The organism is Gracilibacillus salinarum (assembly GCF_022919575.1).
In the GTDB taxonomy this organism is placed as follows: Bacteria; Bacillota; Bacilli; order Bacillales; family Amphibacillaceae; genus Gracilibacillus; species Gracilibacillus salinarum.
Map to the genome: position 1 here is coordinate 4,672,432 of NZ_CP095071.1, position 20,065 is coordinate 4,692,496.

Annotated in this window: 20 protein-coding genes, 1 tRNA gene, 1 pseudogene and 3 riboswitches; of the genes and pseudogenes, 19 read left to right on the forward strand and 3 right to left on the reverse strand. The window is 39.5% G+C overall.

All coding sequences use genetic code 11. The features are described from left to right. The first annotated feature begins 114 nt into the window (after positions 1–114). The 6 genes from MUN87_RS21655 (at position 115) to MUN87_RS21680 (ending at position 5,626) form a co-directional block, all read left to right on the forward strand. Entirely contained in the window at positions 115–1,116 is a 1,002-nt protein-coding gene (locus tag MUN87_RS21655) for a tetratricopeptide repeat protein (RefSeq protein WP_244743919.1), read from the forward strand. A gap of 71 nt (positions 1,117–1,187) precedes the next feature. Then, a complete protein-coding gene (gene trxB / locus MUN87_RS21660; protein WP_244743920.1) occupies positions 1,188–2,138 on the forward strand; it encodes a thioredoxin-disulfide reductase in 951 nt (316 codons plus the stop codon). 248 nt (positions 2,139–2,386) lie between these two features. Continuing rightward, entirely contained in the window at positions 2,387–3,268 is an 882-nt protein-coding gene (gene rapZ / locus MUN87_RS21665) for an RNase adapter RapZ (protein WP_244743921.1), read from the forward strand. Between the two features lie 2 nt (positions 3,269–3,270). Continuing rightward, positions 3,271–4,224: a gluconeogenesis morphogenetic factor MgfK gene (gene mgfK / locus MUN87_RS21670; protein ID WP_305037418.1), complete on the forward strand. Its 954-nt coding sequence runs from the start codon at positions 3,271–3,273 to the stop codon at positions 4,222–4,224. A 40-nt stretch (positions 4,225–4,264) separates the two neighbouring features. Continuing rightward, entirely contained in the window at positions 4,265–5,215 is a 951-nt protein-coding gene (gene whiA / locus MUN87_RS21675; RefSeq protein ID WP_244743922.1) for a DNA-binding protein WhiA, read from the forward strand. A 153-nt stretch (positions 5,216–5,368) separates the two neighbouring features. After that, positions 5,369–5,626: an HPr family phosphocarrier protein gene (locus MUN87_RS21680; protein WP_244743923.1), complete on the forward strand. Its 258-nt coding sequence runs from the start codon at positions 5,369–5,371 to the stop codon at positions 5,624–5,626. Positions 5,627–6,010: 384 nt separating this feature from the next. Here the strand turns inward: MUN87_RS21680 and MUN87_RS21685 are convergent, their stop codons facing one another. Beyond that, positions 6,011–6,217, reverse strand: coding sequence for a hypothetical protein (locus MUN87_RS21685; protein ID WP_244743924.1), 207 nt, complete (start codon positions 6,215–6,217; stop codon positions 6,011–6,013). Positions 6,218–6,346: 129 nt separating this feature from the next. On the opposite strand from MUN87_RS21685, the gene MUN87_RS21690 reads away from it, so the two are divergent. Further along, complete coding sequence (locus tag MUN87_RS21690) at positions 6,347–6,490, forward strand: hypothetical protein (protein ID WP_244743925.1); 144 nt, start codon at positions 6,347–6,349, stop codon at positions 6,488–6,490. Between the two features lie 229 nt (positions 6,491–6,719). Beyond that, a complete protein-coding gene (locus MUN87_RS21695) occupies positions 6,720–7,475 on the forward strand; it encodes an SDR family NAD(P)-dependent oxidoreductase (protein WP_244743926.1) in 756 nt (251 codons plus the stop codon). A 95-nt stretch (positions 7,476–7,570) separates the two neighbouring features. On the opposite strand, the gene MUN87_RS21700 is transcribed toward MUN87_RS21695, so the two are convergent. Beyond that, a tRNA-Arg gene (locus tag MUN87_RS21700) sits at positions 7,571–7,643 on the reverse strand. 228 nt (positions 7,644–7,871) lie between these two features. Here MUN87_RS21700 and clpP point away from each other — a divergent pair. Beyond that, the gene (gene clpP / locus MUN87_RS21705) at positions 7,872–8,468 is read left to right on the forward strand and encodes an ATP-dependent Clp endopeptidase proteolytic subunit ClpP (protein ID WP_244743927.1); all 597 of its coding nucleotides are present in this window, start codon (positions 7,872–7,874) and stop codon (positions 8,466–8,468) included. Between the two features lie 806 nt (positions 8,469–9,274). On the opposite strand, the gene MUN87_RS21710 is transcribed toward clpP, so the two are convergent. Continuing rightward, positions 9,275–9,454, reverse strand: a complete 180-nt coding sequence (locus MUN87_RS21710; RefSeq protein WP_244743928.1) for a hypothetical protein — start codon at positions 9,452–9,454, stop codon at positions 9,275–9,277. A 181-nt stretch (positions 9,455–9,635) separates the two neighbouring features. Beyond that, positions 9,636–9,752: riboswitch (SAM riboswitch) on the forward strand. 73 nt (positions 9,753–9,825) lie between these two features. Next, a riboswitch (SAM riboswitch) is annotated at positions 9,826–9,931 on the forward strand. Positions 9,932–10,032: 101 nt separating this feature from the next. On the opposite strand from MUN87_RS21710, the gene MUN87_RS21715 reads away from it, so the two are divergent. The 10 genes and pseudogenes from MUN87_RS21715 to MUN87_RS21755 all read left to right on the forward strand — a co-directional run bounded on the left by MUN87_RS21715 (position 10,033) and on the right by MUN87_RS21755 (position 20,043). After that, entirely contained in the window at positions 10,033–11,829 is a 1,797-nt protein-coding gene (locus tag MUN87_RS21715) for a PLP-dependent aspartate aminotransferase family protein (RefSeq protein ID WP_244743929.1), read from the forward strand. 24 nt (positions 11,830–11,853) lie between these two features. Continuing rightward, positions 11,854–12,861 carry an aliphatic sulfonate ABC transporter substrate-binding protein gene (locus MUN87_RS21720; RefSeq protein WP_244743930.1) on the forward strand — a complete coding sequence of 336 codons (1,008 nt, stop codon included), beginning with the start codon at positions 11,854–11,856 and terminating at the stop codon, positions 12,859–12,861. A 30-nt stretch (positions 12,862–12,891) separates the two neighbouring features. Next, positions 12,892–13,743 carry an ABC transporter permease gene (locus MUN87_RS21725; RefSeq protein WP_244743931.1) on the forward strand — a complete coding sequence of 284 codons (852 nt, stop codon included), beginning with the start codon at positions 12,892–12,894 and terminating at the stop codon, positions 13,741–13,743. Between the two features lie 15 nt (positions 13,744–13,758). Further along, the gene (locus MUN87_RS21730; protein ID WP_244743932.1) at positions 13,759–14,487 is read left to right on the forward strand and encodes an ABC transporter ATP-binding protein; all 729 of its coding nucleotides are present in this window, start codon (positions 13,759–13,761) and stop codon (positions 14,485–14,487) included. Positions 14,488–14,510: 23 nt separating this feature from the next. Then, entirely contained in the window at positions 14,511–16,196 is a 1,686-nt protein-coding gene (gene acsA / locus MUN87_RS21735; RefSeq protein ID WP_244743933.1) for an acetate--CoA ligase, read from the forward strand. Between the two features lie 12 nt (positions 16,197–16,208). After that, positions 16,209–16,315, forward strand: a riboswitch (SAM riboswitch). A 73-nt stretch (positions 16,316–16,388) separates the two neighbouring features. Next, positions 16,389–17,306, forward strand: a complete 918-nt coding sequence (locus MUN87_RS21740) for an alpha-hydroxy-acid oxidizing protein (protein ID WP_244743934.1) — start codon at positions 16,389–16,391, stop codon at positions 17,304–17,306. Between the two features lie 131 nt (positions 17,307–17,437). After that, on the forward strand, positions 17,438–18,400 hold the full coding sequence (locus MUN87_RS21745; protein ID WP_244743935.1) for an L-lactate dehydrogenase: 963 nt from the start codon (positions 17,438–17,440) through the stop codon (positions 18,398–18,400). Positions 18,401–18,648: 248 nt separating this feature from the next. Continuing rightward, entirely contained in the window at positions 18,649–18,903 is a 255-nt protein-coding gene (locus tag MUN87_RS21750; protein ID WP_244743936.1) for a glutaredoxin family protein, read from the forward strand. A gap of 174 nt (positions 18,904–19,077) precedes the next feature. Then, a pseudogene (locus tag MUN87_RS22530) lies at positions 19,078–19,227 on the forward strand (hypothetical protein); the annotation flags it as partial. 57 nt (positions 19,228–19,284) lie between these two features. Beyond that, positions 19,285–20,043 (forward strand): sugar-binding transcriptional regulator, encoded by a 759-nt coding sequence (locus tag MUN87_RS21755; RefSeq protein ID WP_439649676.1) that lies wholly within the window; start codon positions 19,285–19,287, stop codon positions 20,041–20,043. Positions 20,044–20,065: the final 22 nt, after the last annotated feature.

Genomic DNA, 20,065 nt, shown 5'->3' on the forward strand with positions numbered 1-20,065 from the left:
AAACTTTCTTGCTATTACGGGCGTTAACACCTCAAACAAGAGAAGGGTTAGAAGCCCATTAAGCTATTAACATTATAATTTTTTGCAGGTAAAGATAGGAGGGGAACCATAAACGTGTCAAAATCACATTCATTAGAGGGCAACATCATACCTTTCATACCAGAAGGGGATTTTTATTTCTCAAAAGGTATTGAAGCATACCAAAAGCAAAAATTTGACCTCTCCTTAAAATGGTTTCAAAAAGCAATGGAAGAAAAGCCGGACAATCCGTTATATCAATGTCAGACATCAATTGTATATACGGAAATGGGTTCCTACCATTTGGCGAACCAGCTGTTAACAAGGGTATTAGCAAAGCAAGGTGAAGAATATATAGATTGTTATTATTTAATTGCGAATAATTATGCGCATTTAGGTCTTTTACAAGATGCGATCAAATATGCAGAACTTTATTTAGAAAAAGCAACTGATGGGGAATTTCGTGAAGAAGCCGCAACATTATTGGAAATGCTGGATTTCGATGATGAAGATGAGGACGACGATGATTGGACATTGGATGAAGAAGATGATCTTCTCATGTACCAGGAAACAGCCTTCTATCATCTCGAGCGTGAAGAATGGGAAGAAGCGATTGCTGTTTTAGAAGAGATGATCACTTTGTTCCCGGAATTTTCACAAGCCAGACATGAATATCATTATGCGCTGTTTTTCATCGGAGAACGAAACGAAGCCATTGAACGGGAAGAAAACTATTTGCAAGAGCATCCAGATGCTTTGTTTAGTATGATGAACCTGGCCATTTTTCATGGACTTGAACAGAATAATGAAAAAAGTCATGATTATGCGAACATGCTGGAAAATATTTATCCAATTCATGAGCAGCAAAAATTACGAATTGCCGTTACTTTAACTCAAATCGGACGATATGATAAAGCACTTCCTCGATTTAAAATGTTGCATAAACCGAAGTTAAAAGGCCATCCTTCCTACTATAGATGGTATAGTACTTGTCAGTATCAATTAGGAATGAGAGCAGAGGCAGAACAATTATGGCGAGAAGGTTGTAAACATTTTCAGATACTAGCTGAACAAACACCTCCATGGAACGGGAATTGAGCAGATTAGTAGACCTTTTGTACCGTCCATATCATAATAGAGAGAACAATTGAGAAGAAAGGGTGACAGTCATGACAGAAGAAAAGATTTATGACGTTATAATTGCAGGTGCTGGTCCGGCTGGTTTAACGGCAGCTGTCTACACATCACGTGCAAATTTAGATACATTAATGCTGGAAAGAGGTATTCCTGGTGGACAAATGGCAAACACGGAGGATGTAGAAAACTATCCAGGATATGACCATATATTAGGTCCTGACTTATCAACTAAAATGTTTGATCACTCGAAAAAGTTCGGAGCAGCATATGCTTATGGAGACATTAAAGAAGTGATCGATCATGGCGACTATAAAACAATTATTGCAGGTTCTAAAGAATACAAAACAAAAGCGTTAATTATCACTACTGGAGCACAATACAAGAAATTGGGCGTACCTGGTGAAGAAGAGCTTGGTGGACGTGGCGTCTCTTATTGTGCCGTTTGTGATGGTGCCTTCTTTAAAGAAAAAGAATTGATTGTAGTCGGTGGCGGTGACTCTGCTGTCGAAGAAGGTGTTTACCTAACGAGATTTGCAAGTAAAGTCACGATCGTGCACCGTCGTAATGAACTTCGTGCTCAAAAGATTCTGCAAGATCGTGCCTTTAATAATGACAAAATCGATTTCATCTGGGATACGATCGTCAAGTCTATTAATGATAAAGACGGGAAAGTTGGAAGTGTTACATTATATAACAAAGAAACTGGCGAAGAGTATGACCATAACATTGATGGGGCCTTTATTTATATCGGGATGGTACCATTAAGTGAACCATTCAAATCATTAGGTATTACCAATGAAGAAGGTTATATTCCAACAAACGAAAAAATGGAAACAAGTGTGCCAGGTGTATTTGCTGCTGGGGATATTCGTGAGAAAGAACTTCGTCAAATCGTAACTGCTACTGGAGACGGAAGTATTGCAGCGCAAGCCGCGCAGTCTTATATTGAGAACTTAGAGGAAAAGGTCAACGCACCTAGCTAGTCCTGTAATCTTTTCGAAATACAGACGTAATTAGAAATTAACGCGGTTGTAACACGGACGAAACATTAATTAGATATAATGTAATTAACTAATTGACCCCCTTTTTAATAAATATAGAACTTGACGGCATAGGTTTCATAACCTATGCCAATTTTTTTTGGTGGTAGACGTCAATTTCTCCGTGTATAATAGTAAATATAATAGTTGAGTCGTTACATACTAGTAGCGAAAGCGAGGGGTGTTGTTTGATGGGGAGACAAACGGATGAAATTAAATTAGTCATTATTACAGGTATGTCAGGTGCGGGAAAGACAGTAGCTGTTCAAAGTTTCGAAGATCTGGGTTATTATTGTGTCGATAACTTGCCACCAGCCCTTTTGCCGAAATTCTTGGAATTGATGAAGGATGCTACCAATACCATTCAGAAAGTAGCACTCGTCATGGATTTACGAGGAAGAGAGTTTTTTGATACACTTTTTGAAGCATTGGATGCTTTGGGACAAGAGAAGTGGCTGGAAGAACATATCCTTTTCCTGGATGCGAGTGATCATGTCTTAGTTTCTCGGTATAAAGAAACGCGTCGTTCACATCCGCTGGCACAAGATGGATTACCGTTGGAAGGAATTCATGCGGAAAGAAAAATACTGGATGAATTAAGAGGGCGTGCCCAGCATTTTATCGATACCTCTCAATTAAAACCGAAGGAACTGCGCGAAGAAATCGTACAGCGATATAGCAAAAAAGATCAGGAAATCTTCTCGGTACACACGCTATCTTTCGGTTTCAAATATGGTTTGCCAATTGATGCAGATCTTGTCTTTGATGTTCGTTTCTTACCTAATCCACATTATGTTGAACAGATGCGCCCACTGACAGGTTTAAGTTCAGAAGTTTCATCGTACGTTTTTAAATGGTCGGATACACAGAAATTTATCGAAAAAACGATTGACCTGTTAGAATTTATGCTGCCGCAATACAAGCGGGAGGGAAAAACACAACTGGTCATTGCGATCGGCTGTACTGGCGGTCAACATCGGTCGGTGGCAATAGCGGAACATTTAGCGAAATATTTCCAAAAAAATTATGTCACACATGTTAGTCATCGTGATATAGAGAAACGAAAGGGTTAATTATGACATCAATGACTCCAAAAAAAATCGTCGTCATTGGCGGCGGTACAGGAATGCCAGTTATCTTACGTGGTTTAAAACAACAACCAATTGAGTTGTCAGCAATTGTCACCGTTGCAGATGATGGTGGCAGTTCCGGCCGACTCCGAACGGAAATGGAAATGCCTGCACCAGGTGATATCCGTAATGTCATTGCAGCTCTGTCAGATGTGGAACCGATGTTAATGGACCTGTTTCAGCATCGTTTCACGAAAGGCAACGGTCTTTCCGGGCATTCAATGGGAAATCTGCTTCTAGCGGCGATGACATCCGTGACAGGCGATTTCTATAATGGGATCAAGGAAATATCAAGAGTATTAAACGTTAAAGGAAATATTTATCCGATTGCGAATCAGAATATGTTCTTGCATGCTGAATATGAAGATGGTGAGGTCGTAGTAGGAGAATCCAATATTCCTAAAGCGAATAAACGAATCAAACGTGTATTCTTAAAACCAAACCCTGTGTTGCCATTACCTGAAGCAGTAACGGCAATCCATGATGCTGATTTAGTCGTGATTGCACCAGGTAGTTTGTACACCAGTACGCTTCCTAATCTGATCGTGCCTCAGATTGGGGAAGCATTACGTGCCACGAAGGCAAAGGTTGTGTACGTCTGTAACGTGATGACACAGGCTGGTGAAACAAATCATTATACGGCATCTGATCACGTAAAAGCAATTACTGACCACATTGGTGATGACTGTATACAGGCTGTTATTGTCCACAATCAGACAATCGCCAAAAACGTACAAATGGTTTACGCAGAAGAGAATGCAGAACCAGTTAAATATGACCTGGACAGATTACGTGATATGGGGCTTGAGATTATTGAAGCTGATATTGTCAAGGAATTAAATCATTCACTGCGGCACGACACGGATAAAGTAGCTAATGTGCTCTGTTCCTTAACATAAGAAAAAGCAATTTGGTGTGTGGCAGAGGGGAGGGAGAAAGTTGTCTTTTGCAGCAGATATAAAGAAAGAATTAACAAAGATAGAAAGTGATGATTGTTGCCAGCAAGCGGAATTAGCAGCACTGATCCGGATGAACGGTGCGATTTCCTTATCAAGAAATGCCTATTCATTGGACGTTCAAACCGAAAATGCTGCCATTGCTCGCCGGATTTACACACTAATTAAGTCTATTTATGATATACCAGTAGAGCTACTTGTGCGTAAGAAAATGAAATTAAAGAAAAACAATGTCTATATTGTACGAATGAATGAAGGAGTAAAGGAGATGCTCCAGGACCTCGAAATTTTAGTAGAACCATTGCAATTTATTCGAACTATTTCTCCGAAATATACCGAGAAGCAATGTTGCAGACGATCCTACTTACGTGGTGCCTTTTTAGCTGGTGGCTCTGTTAACAATCCGGAAACTTCTTCTTATCATTTAGAAATATATAATTTTCATGAAGAACATAATCAATCCTTATGTGATCTTTTGAATGCCTATCATTTACATGCGCGTATTTTGGAACGCAAAAAAGGTTTTATCACATATATTAAAGAAGCCGAAAAAATTACTGAGCTGTTGAATTACATGGGAGCACATCAAGCATTGTTCAAGTTTGAGGATGTACGGATTGTGCGTGATATGCGTAATTCTGTAAATCGCCTGGTCAATTGTGAAACAGCTAATTTGAATAAAACCATTGGTGCAGCCTTTCGACAAATGGAGAATATCCGTTTTATAGACAAGACAGTTGGGTTAGAAGCGTTACCTGATAAATTACAAGAGATTGCAAGGTTACGAATGGAGCACCAGGATGTTTCACTGAAAGAATTGGGTGAAATGTTGTCCGGCGGGAAGATAAGTAAGTCAGGTATTAACCATCGTCTGAAAAAAATTGATCAATTTGCTGATCAATTAAGAAATGAAGAAGTATCTAGTCAGTCATAGTTGTGTTGAAATTAACTTCTGCGGGATATAAACCGCCCGTCATTCCGCAGAAGTTTACCTTTTGGAAATCTTGTTGCTTGCATAATAGGAATAATATGGGTTATGTTATAATAAGATAAAATGATAACGCTTACTTTTCGGGAGGGGTAAATCATGTTAGAGAAAGAAATTGTCATTGGGGTAGAACCAGGTTTACAAGCAAGACCAGCAGCTCAATTTGTGCAGAAAGCAAACAGTTTTACGTCTGAAATTTTTGTGGAGAAAGAAAACAGACAGATTAATGCAAAAAGCATCATGGGTTTAATGAGTTTAGCGTTATCAAAAGGAAGCAGTATTAAAATTATTACCGATGGAAGTGATGAACAAGAAGCACTGGCTGAGTTATCAGCATTTGCAGAAGGATCTAAATAAGAAAAACCGGGCTTTCAATTGCCCGGCTTTAACGAATGGAAGTAGATATACAACTACCTATAATACGTATTATAGGTAGTACTTTCTGACTTTGATAGATTTCATCAGTGTAACAAAGCTTCGGAAATAGGCTCCGCAGTAAGTGAAGTGGTTGGCTGGAGCGGTATGCAAGCACTAGAAACATTTCAAAATTACCACTGAGCAGTTAACATAATACGTATTATAAGAACTCCTCTTAATATTCAGTATGATCACTATCATGACTGTACATAAATGCTTTTTTCTTTATTAAGAAAATCGTTCCTAATGAAAGGAACGATTACATGGCTAATTAAAGTTATAATGTAAAACTTACAGGTTACTATAAGTTGTATGAAATATTTCTTAAACAGATGTCCGTGCAGCTTTAAAATGAGGAATTAGACTAAATGCCCCCGCAGCGACTGCGATTGCTAACATCCAAGTAAAGGTGTTCGGTAATGGTAGTACGTTACATAGTGACATGACGATAACGATTGCTAATGCTAATATAATTGATGTCAGGCGCAATGTCTGACTAAGTAATTTTCTTTTTTTCCATGAATAATTCATTGTAAACCTCCTGTTAATACAGAATATATTTACCACTTTTTGTGGATTGTTAAACATAAAATAATTCCTCAGGGTTAATCATGGATTCCACAGCATTATATTGATATACTATTTTCGAGGTGATAGCAAATGAATCTGAAATCAATTGCTAAAAAAGGCGCAAAAGCGTGGATGAATATGGACCAAGGAAAAAAAGATAAAATAAAGCGCGAAGTTAGTAAAAAGGTTAAAAATAAATCAGCTAATAAGATGATGAAAAAATTTTTCAAATAATTTTCCTGGACAGTCTTACCAACACTAAGATTTAAATTGATCTTAGTGTTTTTATTTGTAATCAATACGTTGGTATTCCATCAGCTTTTTACTCCAATTAGTTCTAAAACTGAATTATAAAATACACAAAAAAATAAATACATAAAAAGGCTTAGAAAAGAAAAAAATATGTTATAACCTTATAATACAATTGGTGTTGATTTTAAAATAAATTAGAGGAGTGTTAGGTATGGAAAAGCTATCTGGAAAAGTTGCACTTATTACAGGTGGAGCAGGCGGTATCGGTAAAGTAACAGCCGAGAGATTCCTGAAAGAAGGCGCAAAGGTGGTATTAGTAGATTTGTTCCAAGAAGCGCTTGATGAAACAAAAAATGCATTAAATGCTCATGGTGAACTGTTGACAGTACAAGCTGACGTTTCTAAAGAGGAAGATGTTGAAAGGTATGTAAATCAAACAGTTGAAAAATTTGGGACAATTGATATTTTCTTTAACAATGCAGGGATAGAAGGTAAGGTAGCACCAATCGTTGAACAGGATGTAGCTGATCTCGATAAAGTACTTAATGTAAATGTGCGTGGTATATTTTTAGGATTGAAATACGTATTGCCTGTTTTGACCAAACAAGGCCGCGGTAGTATTATTAATACGTCATCTGTAGCAGGTTTAAGTGGCAGTCCTGGGGTAGCTCCTTATATCGCTTCTAAGCATGCCGTTGTAGGATTAACTAAAACAGCAGCACTTGAGGCGGCAAGTGCTAATGTGCGAGTTAATTCTATTCATCCATCACCTGTCAATACCAGAATGATGCGTTCTTTAGAAGAGGGAATGAATACGGATGAACAATCCATGGCACAAACTATTCCATTAGGCCGATATGGGGAGTCGAGTGATATCTCCAACTTAGTCTTGTTTCTAGCTAGTGACGAAAGTGAATTTATTACAGGTGGACAATATCGTGTAGACGGTGGGATGGGCGCCTTATAATTTAGAAAAGAATAAAGAGCCTGGTACAATTATTTGGTTACTAATAACGTAAAACCAAATAATTGTACCAGGCTCTTTTTTACTTATAATTGTAACGCGCCCGGAGGGATTCGAACCCCCGACACATGGTACCGGAAACCATTGCTCTATCCCCTGAGCTACGGGCGCATATTGATCATGTACGCACTATAAAAATTGCGACAAGAATAATTATAACCAATTCTTCGTATAATTTCAATACATACCTCACAAGATAAATATTTATGTCCAAACGTTTAAAGAAGTAGGGATAAGGGTAGGATGAAATTAGACAATCATATCTTTTGACCTTATTTGACCTTTCAGTTAAGATGAAATTAGTAAATGAAACTATGTGTATTGAAGGAGGAATTTTCAATGAATTTAATTCCAACAGTTATTGAACAAACAAACCGAGGCGAACGTGCATATGACATTTATTCTCGCCTTTTAAAAGACAGAATTATTATGCTAGGAAGCGGCATTGATGACAACGTGTCTAACAGTATCGTAGCACAATTGTTATTCTTAGCGGCAGAAGATCCTGATAAAGATATTTCTTTATACATTAACTCACCAGGTGGCTCCATTACAGCGGGTATGGCGATTTATGATACCATGCAATTCATCAAACCAAATGTTTCTACCATCTGTATTGGTATGGCAGCATCTATGGGTGCTTTCCTACTTGCAGCAGGTGAGCCTGGTAAACGTTTTGCACTGCCTAACAGTGAAGTTATGATTCACCAGCCACTTGGCGGCACACAAGGTCAAGCGTCTGATATTCAGATCCATGCAAATCGTATTATCGAGATGCGTAAAAAACTAAACCAAATTCTTGCGGAACGCACTGGTCAACCACTAGAGGTAATCGAAAAAGATACAGATCGTGATAATTTCATGACAGCTGAACGTGCAAAAGAATATGGTTTAATCGATAAAGTAATGGAGCATAAACCATCTGATTTAAATTAAGTTAATCTAGAAAAAGTGGCGAAGTTTTAACTCGCCACTTTTTTTATTTACATGTTAAAAGAAAATTTGGCTTAAAACTGAGAAAATAATATACAAGTTCTTATAATACGGATTATGTATAGCTGCTTTATGCTTGCTGATAATTTCGAAATGATACATGTGCCAGGATTCCTTCTACCAACCACTTCGCGTCCTGCAGGCACGGATGGAGCTAGACCACTACTTGATTTACTTCTTTGCTGCCTTGCACCGAGGAAGCCTACTTCGAAACATTACTAGTAGACACAGGTGCAGACGTTGTGGATCTTCAACGCCTACCTGGTTGGCCTACGCTAGCGTAGTTACTCAACAATCTTTGGATCAGTTAGCATATTGATTGCATCCATAAATATCAGCATTTAATAACATAATGCTTAGAATCACTGCTTTTAGCTGTTATATACGTTGTAGCACTTCCTTAAGCGTAGGAAATAGGCGGAGACTCCCGTGGAATCAGCACGAGCTGAAGATCCACTTCATTTGTGCCTGTGTCTGCAAGTATTGCTTCGAAGTGAGCTTCCTCGGTACAAGGCAGCAAAGAAGTATTACAGGTAGTAGCCTAGCTGAAGCCGTGCCCACAGGACGCGGAGCCTATTTCCGGAGCTTTGCTAAGCAGATGAAATCTATCAAAATCACTACAATGTTAGAGAGTTTTACTTTGCATAATCCGTATTACAGGTATTTGTATTAAGATTGGCTGTAATTATCCGGTTTTATTTTTCCATGTTAAGCAAGCCAAATTGCTTCAAACGGACAAGCTGTAACCATCAGCCATTCAACACAATAATTAATAATATAAAAGAAACTTTCACTAATTCATCTTTTGTAACGCACTTGATCACTAGTACGTAAACCAGTCCTGTAACAAGATCTTCACCTACCAGCAGCATCGTGATGATATCTAAAAGCGGGAGTGCTTCTGCAAGTATATCTACTTTCGTCTCCATGTCCGTCACCCTTTTCTGTTACATCGTATTTCGAGCGGCGTCAAAAGGTGCAACCCCTTGACGCACAGGCATTTTATGGTAATTAATAATATTCAAAATATTTGTTGACACCATTTTCAGAACATGCTAAAGTATATCTAACAAATGATAAACATAAGTAAACAACTCGGAATTGAATAGATTCTTATCCAGAGAGGTGGAGGGACATGGCCCTTTGATGCCTCGGCAACCATTAAGTGTCTGTTCACTTAATACAGGTGCCAATTCCACTGAGCGTTTAAGCTTGGAGAGATAAGAGAGCGAAGCCATTAGTTAAGTCTCTCTATCTCAAATAGCGAGATTTTTTTAATGATTACAACTAAATAGGTAAACTCTTATCCAGAGAGGCGGAGGGACTGGCCCGATGATGCCCGGCAACCATTAAGCAAATGCTTAAAAGGTGCTAATTCCTGCAGGTATTATCCTGACAGATAAGAGGAAGACTTCTGCATAGCTAATAAAAGCCTTCTTCTTATGAAGAAGGCTTTTTAATAATTAGAAAAGATTAAATTTTTTGAAAACTTGGGGAGGAAATAAACATGCCAAATTACAAGCATTCAACGTATGATCCAGAAACTATTCATTTACACGGCGGGCAGGCACCAGATCCAACAACAGGATCAAGAGCAGTGCCGATCTATCAATCTACTTCTTACGTGTTCCATGATACAGAGCATGCGGAACGGTTATTTGCACTGGATGAGCCTGGAAATATTTATTCCCGAATTGGTAATCCAACTGTAGACGTTTTTGAAAAGAGAATGGCGCTGTTGGAAGATGGAGTTGCAGCTGTTGCCACGTCATCCGGGATGTCTGCCATCACGCTTTCGATTTTGAATCTTGCTAGTGCAGGTGATGAAATTGTAGCAGGTGTGAACTTATATGGTGGTACGTATAATTTGTTTAATATAACGTTGCCAAGATACGGTATTAACGTAAAATTCGTCGATCCAACCGATCCAGAGAACTTTAAAGCAGCGATTAACGAAAATACGAAAGCTGTTTACGGTGAGATTATTGGGAATCCTGGTTTACAAGTGTTAGATATAGAAAGGGTATCAGATATTGCTCATGATGCGGGAATTCCTTTAATAATTGATAACACCTTCGCAACCCCATTTGGTTGTAAGCCGATTACATTAGGAGCGGACATTGTCGTTCATTCTGCAACAAAATGGATCGGGGGTCATGGTACTTCCATTGGTGGTGTAATTGTCGACGGAGGAAGATTTAACTGGAATTCAGAAAAATATCCAGCGTTTACAGAACCAGATCCAAGTTACAACGGTATCCGTTATGCGGTTGACTTTGGTACATTAGCCTTTATAACGAAGGTTCGCGTCCAGCTGTTAAGAGATTTTGGTGCTGCTTTAAGTCCATTCAATGCCTTCCAGCTATTGCAAGGGCTTGAAACACTTCACTTAAGAGTGGAACGACATAATCGTAATGCCCAGGAATTAGCGGAATATTTACACCAGCATGAAGCGGTAGAATGGGTGAGATATCCAGGCTTGGAAAACCATCCGTCTCATGAACTGGCAACGCGTATTCTGAATAACGGCTTTGGGTCGATTATCGTCTTCGGAATTAAAGGAGGACGTGACGCTGGACGCGACTTGATTAACAATGTAGCGCTATGGTCACATGTAGCAAACGTAGGGGATGCTAAATCCTTAATTATTCACCCGGCATCGACTACACATCAGCAATTAACAAAAGAAGAACTGGATAAAACAGGTGTATCCGAAGAATTAGTGCGTTTATCTGTTGGTATTGAATCGATCCGTGATATTCAAAACGACTTAGATCAAGCCCTAGTAAAAGCAACGGGAATCGGAACGGAAAAAGAAAAACAAATTGTTGTTAATGACGAAGGTATCATTAAATGGGCATTGAATTCACCATATGAACGTTATCAGGAAAATGGTGAAGAGCAAACTCGTCAAAAAACACTAGCAATCGTTGGATTAAGTGGAAAAGAAGCACGACCTAGCTATCGTCTTGCTAGAAAAATGCAACGTCTAGGCTATAAAATTATACCGGTAAACCCGAGAGAAACAGAGATTCTAGGTGAAAAAGCCTATCCTGATCTTAAGAGTGTTCCAGTGGATATCGATATTGTGCAAGTGTTCCGCAGTCCTGATGCAGCTATCGAAATTGCCAAAGAAGCAATCGAAGTGAATCCAAAAGTATTCTGGCTGCAAGAAGGTGTAGTATCACCGAAAGCAGAACAAGTAGCTTTAGAAGGTGGTCTGCAAGTTGTCCATAACCGTTGTACGTATAAAGAAGCACAACGTTTAAGAGGTACCATTTCGACTTATGCATGTGAAATTTAAACAAGAAAATAAGGGGGCAAAATCATGAGTAAAGCACCACTAATTGATTTCAGAAGTTTTCTTGCGATTGCCGTTTTCGGAATTATTGTTTTCTTCGCTGTTGGATGTTCATCCAGCAGTGAAGCTGAAACAAAACCGTCTGAAATCAGATTGGACTATGCTTACTATTCGCCAACCAGTTTGGTGTTAAAGAAATTTGGCTGGGCAGAGGAAGCATTTGCTGAGGAAGATATTGATGTATCCTGGACATTAAGTCAAGGGAGTAACAAAGCGATTGAATTTTTGAATAGTGATAGTGTTGACTTTGGCTCGACAGCAGGTGCAGCAGCACTTATAGCAGAATCAAATGGTGTACCGCTGGAGAATGTCTACGTATATTCTCAACCGGAGTGGACGGCATTAGTGACTAAAGAAGGATCGGGAATAGAAACGATTGAAGATTTAAAAGGCAAAAAAGTAGCAGCAACGCTTGGAACGGATCCATATATATTTCTGGTAAGAGCTTTAGATTCCGTTGGGATGACCGTTAATGATATCGAATTAGTAAACTTGCAGCATGCAGATGGTGGAAATGCATTAGTTAATGGTGATGTCGATGCTTGGGCTGGTCTTGATCCTCACATGGCAAAACATGAATTAGAATCAAACACGCAATTATTTTTTAGAGATATTAATTTAAATACTTATGGATTCTTAAATGTGCGGGAAGAATTTGCCGAAGCGCATCCGGAATATGTGGAACAAGTGATTGAGCTATATGAAAAGGCTCGTCAATGGATTCTCGATAATCCTGAAGAAGCGGCAGAATTACTGGCTGAGGAAGCAGATATCAGTGTGGATGTGGCAAAAGTGCAATTAGTAGAGCGAACCGACTTTTCGAACCCGGTTCCAGGACAGCAACATATTGATGCGATTTCAGCTGCAGGAGAAATACTAAAGCAGGCTGATGCCATAAATAAAGATGCAGATATTGAAGCGCTGACAAATGAATTAATTAATCCAGAATACGCTGAAACTGTCATTGAGCAGTAGGGCAGGTCGGATATAGGAGGGGCAGAGCTTATGGCAAAGGATCAGAATCAATTAGCAGCGGCCGGGTATTTACAATCAAAAGGAAGAGGTAATCGTGAAGCAGCCAAAAGGTCAAATGATTCACTGTTCCGTACGATTCTGTTAGGGAGTATTATTCCAGTCATCCTAATAGTAATCTGGGAGCTTTTGAGCCGCGCTGGTGTGGTCCCTTCTAACCAGCTGCCGGCACCAACAGCTATTGTTGACAAAATTATCAGTCTGGCCGAAGACGGATCGTTATGGGGGCATATTTGGATTACTACTTATCGTGTGTTTGCTGGTTTTATAGTGGGTACAATCGTGGCAGTTATCCTTGGCTCAGTGGTTGGTTTTTATAAAACAGCAGAACAGCTGTTAGATCCAATGATTCAGGCGTTTCGTTCCATTCCTTCTTTAGCCTGGGTACCATTATTTATTTTGTGGTTAAGTATTGGAGAGACCTCTAAGATTACCATGATTGCTGTTGGGGTATTTTTCCCTGTCTATTTAAACATTGTCAGTGGCATATCTGGTGTTGACCGTAAATTAATCGAGGTCGGTAAAATGTACGGACTAAACACGTTTCAACTGGTTAAACGAATTATTCTTCCTGCGTCTTTACCATCCTTCTTAGTTGGATTGCGCAGTGGACTTGGTCTTGGCTGGATGTTCGTAGTTGCAGCAGAATTAATGGGTGCCAGTCAAGGTCTCGGCTTCCTGTTAGTGTTCGGTCAGAACATGTCGCAGCCTGAAACGATTCTAGCAAGTATTATTCTTTTTGCTATTATTGGCAAGTTGTCAGATTGGGCTTTGAAACAGATAGAAATACGTTCTTTGCATTGGCAAGATCGTCTGGAAAAATAAAAGGAGGACGACAGAATGAGCTTAGCTTTACGTGATGTTAGTCGTACCTTCAATGGCACGACAGCCGTACAGAATGTCAATCTCGAAGTACAGCCAGGGGAAATCGTTGGACTGCTTGGGACAAGTGGATGTGGGAAAAGTACCTTGTTGAGAGCTATCTCTGGACTTGATACAGATTATGAAGGTGAGATCGAAATTAACGGTACGGTGACGAAAGAAATCCATGATACAACAGGTTTTATTTTTCAGGAGCCACGTCTATTGCCTTGGTTAAATGTGCTGGACAATGTAACGTTTGGTCTTACCGGTAAACGTCAGGAAAAAGAATCGCTTGCAGTTGAGTATTTAACTAGTGTCGGGCTATATGGAAAGAAAAAACTGTATCCACGTGAACTGTCTGGGGGGATGGCACAACGTGTTGCCATTGCACGTGCACTAGTGACTTCACCACAAGTTTTATTATTAGATGAACCATTCAGTGCATTAGACGCGTTTACCAAAATGCAGCTGCAGGACTTATTGTTGAATGTTTGGGAGAAATATCAACCTACTATCGTACTTGTCACACATGATATCGACGAAGCAACTTATTTATGCGATCGAATCGTTATGTTGAGCGGGCAGCCAGGAGAAGTGGAAAGAGAGATTTCACTAGAACAAAAACGTCCGAGAAACCGTGGCAGTAAAGAACTGGCACATATTAAATCTGAAATTCTGCAATGTTTAGATCTGAATAAAAAGTAACTATCCGTCAGGGGGATTTTCACATGGTACAAACAACGACAACACCTATCGATAAAGTCAACGGAACCTATAACCTATCAGACTATCAAGAAATCCGCCGAAACTTCAATTGGCAGGATGCAACTGATCTCTTGTCAGCAGCAAAAACAGGAAAAGTGAATGCAGCTTACGAAGCAATTGACCGTCATGTCGCTGAAGGCTTTGGTGATAAAATAGCGATTCATTATTTGGATGATGCCGTGAAGAAGTCTTTTACATTTAAGGAAGTAAAAGATCAAACCGATCATTATGCGAGAATTCTGTTAGAACATGGTGTATCAAAAGGAGATCGTGTCTTTGTTTTTCTTCCTAAGACACCAGCGTGTTATTTTGCTATTTTAGCAACGATCAAAATCGGTGCAATAGCTGGTCCTCTTTTTGAAGCCTTTATGGAAGAGGCCGTACGAGATCGTATCAATGATTGTGAGGGCACCCTGCTAATTACTGATCAGGATCTAGTGAAACGTGTACCTAGAGAAGATATTCCATCATTAGAAACCGTTTTGTTTGTAGAAGATATTGAAGAAGAGCCATTAAAGCCAGTCCAAGGAGAACCGTATACTGAATGGCTGGATTGGGAAGATGGCCTGATCATTCATTATACGAGTGGATCTACAGGAAAACCGAAAGGGGTATTGCACGCACACCGGTCCATACAGCATCATATTGTAACCGGTAAGTGGGTTTTGGATATTAAAGATGATGATGTTTATTGGTGTACGTCTCACCCAGGTTGGGTAACGGGCAGTGTGTATGGTTTGCTCGCCCCATTATTAAATCGGGCGACGGTTGTGATTCAAGGTGGTCGATTCAGCGCAGAAAATTGGTACGCATTAATTGAAGAGTTAGGTGTAACGATCTGGTACAGTGCGCCAACAGCTTTTCGAATGCTCTTGTCTAAAGGAGATCTATATAAAAAGTATGATTTGTCTTCGGTGAGACACGTGTTAAGCGTCGGAGAACCGTTAAACCCTGAAGTGATTCAGTGGGCATGGAACAGCCTCAACGTTCGAATCCATGATACATGGTGGATGACTGAAACAGGAGGACATTTAATCGTAAACCTTCCATCAGAAAAAATTAAACCTGGATCGATGGGGCGTGCTTTTCCTGGTGTTGAAGTCGGGATTTTGGACGAAGAAGGTAAGGAACTGCCGAGTGGAGAAATTGGTCAATTGGCGGTCCGTACGCCTTGGCCAGGTCTAATGAAGGAAATATGGGGTAATCAAAATAAATTCCAGTCGTATTTCCAATATGAAGGCTGGTATATTTCAGGCGACTTAGCCTTACAGGATGAGGAAGGCTATGTATTCTTCCAAGGTCGTAACGATGATATGATCAACTCAGCAGGGGAACGGATTGGGCCGTTTGAAGTAGAAAGTAAATTAATTGAGCATCCTGCCGTAGAAGAAGCTGGGGTTATCGGAAAGCCAGATGAATTACGTGGAGAGTTAGTGAAAGCATTTATCTCTCTCAGAGCGGGATACGAGCCAACTGATGCATTACTGGAAGAAATTCGCTTGTTTGTACGACGTCATTTATCTGCCCATGCTGCGCCAAGAGAGATAGAAGTAATGGATGAATTGCCGAAGACGAAAATCAGTGGAAAAATTTTAAGAAGAAAGTTAAAAGCACTCGAAATAGAAAGAGCTACTAAAGTGACAAATTAAATCATATAGATACTCTTATGAAGAGAGGTGGAGGGACTGGCCCGATGAAACCCGGCAACCTTAAGTGATCCGCTTAAAAGGTGCTAAATCCTGCAAACACATTGTTTGAATAATAAGAGGGAGATAATACATCTGCTCCTCCAATATAAGAGGGGCTTTTTGTTTCCCTGAACCAACTAGGAGGAATAAAAAATGGCAAAAGCAACGGTTAAAAAAAGCAAAGTAACAGCATTGGAGAAATTAGCGGAGCAACAGCTTACCCAATCTTCCAAACTGTTTCTAGAAGAAATTACGTCACAGAAGGTTCATTCTACTTCTTTTATATTACATCGAAATACAGAGGCAAATGGCAATATATCACCCTTTATTTTAGGATCTGTAAGTGCGCAAACCTACTTTCATGAGGATGGTGAACTGGCAACAGCTCTTGCAGCAAAGAACCAAGGTGTTCCGTTTATAGTCAGCAGCCACTCTTCTTACAGTATAGAGGATATCGCAGATGCAGTGCCGGGAAGTGAGTTATGGTTTCAGGCACATCTGTTTCATGATCGTGATTTGACAAAGCACTTTATTCAACGTGCAGAATTAGCCGGCTACCAAGCCATCGTCGTTTCTTTATCTAATGATGTCGTCCATCAGACTGCTGATAAAGAGGCGAGAGGTACGACCAATTTTGTAGTGGATCCGATTTTTGCGAAAAAAAATCATCATAATAACCAATCGATAGCAGAGCAAGTAGCAAATGAGTATCAAAATCGTCATGTTACATGGGATGACATCAGATATATTAAACAATTTACAAATCTTCCAGTATTTATTTATGGTGATTTGTCCATTGATGATGTAAGAGTTGCGTTACAGCAGCAAGTAGAAGGTATCATTTTCACTAATATAAGTCATGCCAATATTGATTTATTAGAACGTGTGAAAACAGTGGTAGGTGGGAATCTTAGCATTATTATCGAAACGGAGGTAAACACTAAAGAAGCCCTTGATCTGTATCTGCATCTTGGTGCAGATGCCGTTTCTGTACAGAGAAGTTACATTCATGGTTTGTCAACATCTGGTGTCCCGGGTGTAGAAGAAGTGATTGCTCAACTATTCACATAATTGTTATAAAATATCATATCATCAATGGCTCAAATGGGATATAGTATAAGTAGAACTATATCCCATTTTGTTGTGCTTATATATTGGGGAATGTAGTTAAAAAAAGGTTTGTTGAGAAAGGGTGGTTTGTGATGACTTATCAAACTACGAAATTAAGAAAAGTAGTTATAATCGGAACAGGCTTCGTCGGAACCAGTTATGCTTATGCATTATTAAATCAAGGTGTAGTCAATGAACTAGTCTTGATTGACCTTAATGAGAATAAAGCAGAGGGGGAAGCACGTGATCTGAATCATGGTATGCCTTTTGGTAACCCAATGAAAATTAAAGCTGGGAGTTATCAGGATTGTCATAATGCAGATTTAGTTGTGATTACAGCAGGAGCAAATCAAAAACCTGGAGAAACAAGATTGGACCTAGTCGACAAGAACGCTCGTATATTTAAAGGCATTGTTAACAGCGTTATGGATTCAAACTTTAAGGGTATATTCGTGATTGCGACAAATCCTGTTGATATTCTAACTCAGATTACCCGAGAAATCTCAGGATTACCGAAGGAACGGGTCATCGGATCTGGAACCATTTTGGATACGGCTAGATTCCGATATTTATTAGGAGAGCATTTTCAAGTCGATGCTCGTAATATACATGCTTACATTATGGGAGAGCATGGTGATTCAGAATTGCCAGTGTGGAGTCATGTTCAGATTGGTGGCGTTCCATTGTCTCAATATGCTGGGATTGATGATTTATATCATCACCAGGAAATGACTGAGCTGTTCCAGAATGTTCGTGACGCTGCTTATCATATTATTGAGCGAAAAGGAGCAACCTATTACGGAATCGGTTTAGGCTTAGTCCGTCTGACCCGTGCGATATTAAATAATGAGAATGCTGTATTAACCGTTTCTGCCTATGTAGATGGTCAATACGGATTAGAGGATATCTATTTAGGCGTACCAGCTATATTAAATGAAAATGGCATTCGGGAAGTAATGGAGTTAAGATTGAGCGACAAAGAAGCAGAACAATTACACCAATCTGCAAAAGTTTTACGAGAAATGCTCAAAGTCGGATTGAACGCCATTAAGTGATAAACTGAACAGCTGGTGAATAATGACGGTTTATTCTAACATTATTATAGTAGAGGGAAGATTAAAGGTAGAAGTACACAGTTAAAGTAATGAGCAGATAATGCATCGTGTTACCCGTATGCATCAATTTACTCTTCGGACTTCTGTACGATTACCATAGGCCAACTACGCAAGACACAAAGTGGTTGGCCGGACGATATGCTATTTGATAATAATAAATGTGTTCCCCCTCAGAAAGGAGTGCAAAGATGAAATTAACACTATACGGAAAAGAACACTGTTCCTTGTGCACTGATGCTTACCATATATTAGAAATGCTGCAACAGGATTTTTTGTTTGAAATAGAAGAAGTCGATATTTATAATGAAGATGAGTTGTTAGAAGCTTTCCACCTGATGATCCCAGTCCTTAAAGATCAAGAAACGGTCATCGACACGGGCATAATCGACATCCAAACTGTCGAAAACTATCTATTATCGAAAAATAATTCAGAAAATAGTTGAGCACAGGTGAAGCTTTTGATACAATTATTTACGGAAGTTAATTTTTTTTGTTCTGAGTGGGACGGAATGCGACTAGGAGGGACAAAAATCCCCCGGTAGAGTATAAAGGAGCGTTTCCGATTGAAGGATTTGTTAGCAATACAAGAAAAATTGTTCCCTGACTTATTGGATGTTATGCAGAAGAGATACAAAATACTGCAGCAAATCGAAAGACTGCAGCCGATCGGACGCCGAAGTCTGGCGGAGAATGTGAAGCTGACTGAGCGATTAGTTCGCAGTGAAATTGATTTTCTCAATCACCATGGCTTTATCATGGTAACGTCAAAAGGCATGAAATTGACAGAAGAAGGGAACATTATCGTTGAAAAATTATCAGAATTCATGAATGAAATTTCCGAATTCCGTGTTTTAGAATCTCAAATTAAGGATAAATTACAACTGGAGCATGTTATTATTGTAGCTGGTAACAGTGACAATCAGGCTTCTGTGAAACAGGAATTAGGAAAAGCATGTGTACAGTTTCTAAGCACGATAATAACTTCCGAGCAAACTATTGCTGTTACTGGAGGCACTTCGATGGCAGAGGTTGCTAATCATATGAAGCCGATAGAACATGCGTCAAGCTGTACTTTTGTGCCAGCAAGAGGAGGACTTGGTGAGCAAGTAGAAAACCAAGCTAATTCTATCTGCGCGCAAATGGCGAAGAAAGGAAAAGGCAATTATCGAATGCTCTATGTACCCGATCCTTTAAGCGAAGAAACGTATCATTCGATCATTGAGGAACCAGCTATTAAAGACATTTTGGAATTGATTCATGATGCCAAAATCGTTTTGCACAGTATTGGTGATGCCTTTACGATGGCAAAGCGCCGAAAAGCATCGGAGCAAGTTCTGAATGAGCTGAGAACAGGTAATGCTGTGAGTGAAGCTTTTGGTTATTACCTTAATGAGCAAGGTGAAGTTGTGTACAAGGTACGCACTGTTGGTATGCAACTGGAAGAACTAGAAAAAGCTCAATATGTCGTGGCCGTTGCTGGTGGAACATCTAAGGCAAAGGCAATTCAATCGTACTTCAAACAAGGTAAAAGTAATGTATTGATCACCGACGAAGCAGCAGCACAAGAGTTGTTAAAGGGATAAGAAACCCTTTTACATATAAAAT

Excerpts from the sequence above, each read along its gene's own strand:
- trxB (WP_244743920.1), top strand. The coding sequence starts at position 1,188 with ATGACAGAAGAAAAGATTTATGACGTTATAATTGCAGGTGCTGGTCCG.
- rapZ (WP_244743921.1), top strand. The coding sequence starts at position 2,387 with ATGGGGAGACAAACGGATGAAATTAAATTAGTCATTATTACAGGTATG.
- mgfK (WP_305037418.1), top strand. The coding sequence starts at position 3,271 with ATGACATCAATGACTCCAAAAAAAATCGTCGTCATTGGCGGCGGTACA.
- MUN87_RS21680 (WP_244743923.1), top strand. The coding sequence starts at position 5,369 with ATGTTAGAGAAAGAAATTGTCATTGGGGTAGAACCAGGTTTACAAGCA.
- MUN87_RS21685 (WP_244743924.1), bottom strand. The coding sequence starts at position 6,217 with ATGAATTATTCATGGAAAAAAAGAAAATTACTTAGTCAGACATTGCGC.
- MUN87_RS21690 (WP_244743925.1), top strand. The coding sequence starts at position 6,347 with ATGAATCTGAAATCAATTGCTAAAAAAGGCGCAAAAGCGTGGATGAAT.
- MUN87_RS21695 (WP_244743926.1), top strand. The coding sequence starts at position 6,720 with ATGGAAAAGCTATCTGGAAAAGTTGCACTTATTACAGGTGGAGCAGGC.
- clpP (WP_244743927.1), top strand. The coding sequence starts at position 7,872 with ATGAATTTAATTCCAACAGTTATTGAACAAACAAACCGAGGCGAACGT.
- MUN87_RS21710 (WP_244743928.1), bottom strand. The coding sequence starts at position 9,454 with ATGGAGACGAAAGTAGATATACTTGCAGAAGCACTCCCGCTTTTAGAT.
- MUN87_RS21715 (WP_244743929.1), top strand. The coding sequence starts at position 10,033 with ATGCCAAATTACAAGCATTCAACGTATGATCCAGAAACTATTCATTTA.
- MUN87_RS21720 (WP_244743930.1), top strand. The coding sequence starts at position 11,854 with ATGAGTAAAGCACCACTAATTGATTTCAGAAGTTTTCTTGCGATTGCC.
- MUN87_RS21725 (WP_244743931.1), top strand. The coding sequence starts at position 12,892 with ATGGCAAAGGATCAGAATCAATTAGCAGCGGCCGGGTATTTACAATCA.
- MUN87_RS21730 (WP_244743932.1), top strand. The coding sequence starts at position 13,759 with ATGAGCTTAGCTTTACGTGATGTTAGTCGTACCTTCAATGGCACGACA.
- acsA (WP_244743933.1), top strand. The coding sequence starts at position 14,511 with ATGGTACAAACAACGACAACACCTATCGATAAAGTCAACGGAACCTAT.
- MUN87_RS21740 (WP_244743934.1), top strand. The coding sequence starts at position 16,389 with ATGGCAAAAGCAACGGTTAAAAAAAGCAAAGTAACAGCATTGGAGAAA.
- MUN87_RS21745 (WP_244743935.1), top strand. The coding sequence starts at position 17,438 with ATGACTTATCAAACTACGAAATTAAGAAAAGTAGTTATAATCGGAACA.
- MUN87_RS21750 (WP_244743936.1), top strand. The coding sequence starts at position 18,649 with ATGAAATTAACACTATACGGAAAAGAACACTGTTCCTTGTGCACTGAT.
- MUN87_RS21755 (WP_439649676.1), top strand. The coding sequence starts at position 19,285 with ATGAATGAAATTTCCGAATTCCGTGTTTTAGAATCTCAAATTAAGGAT.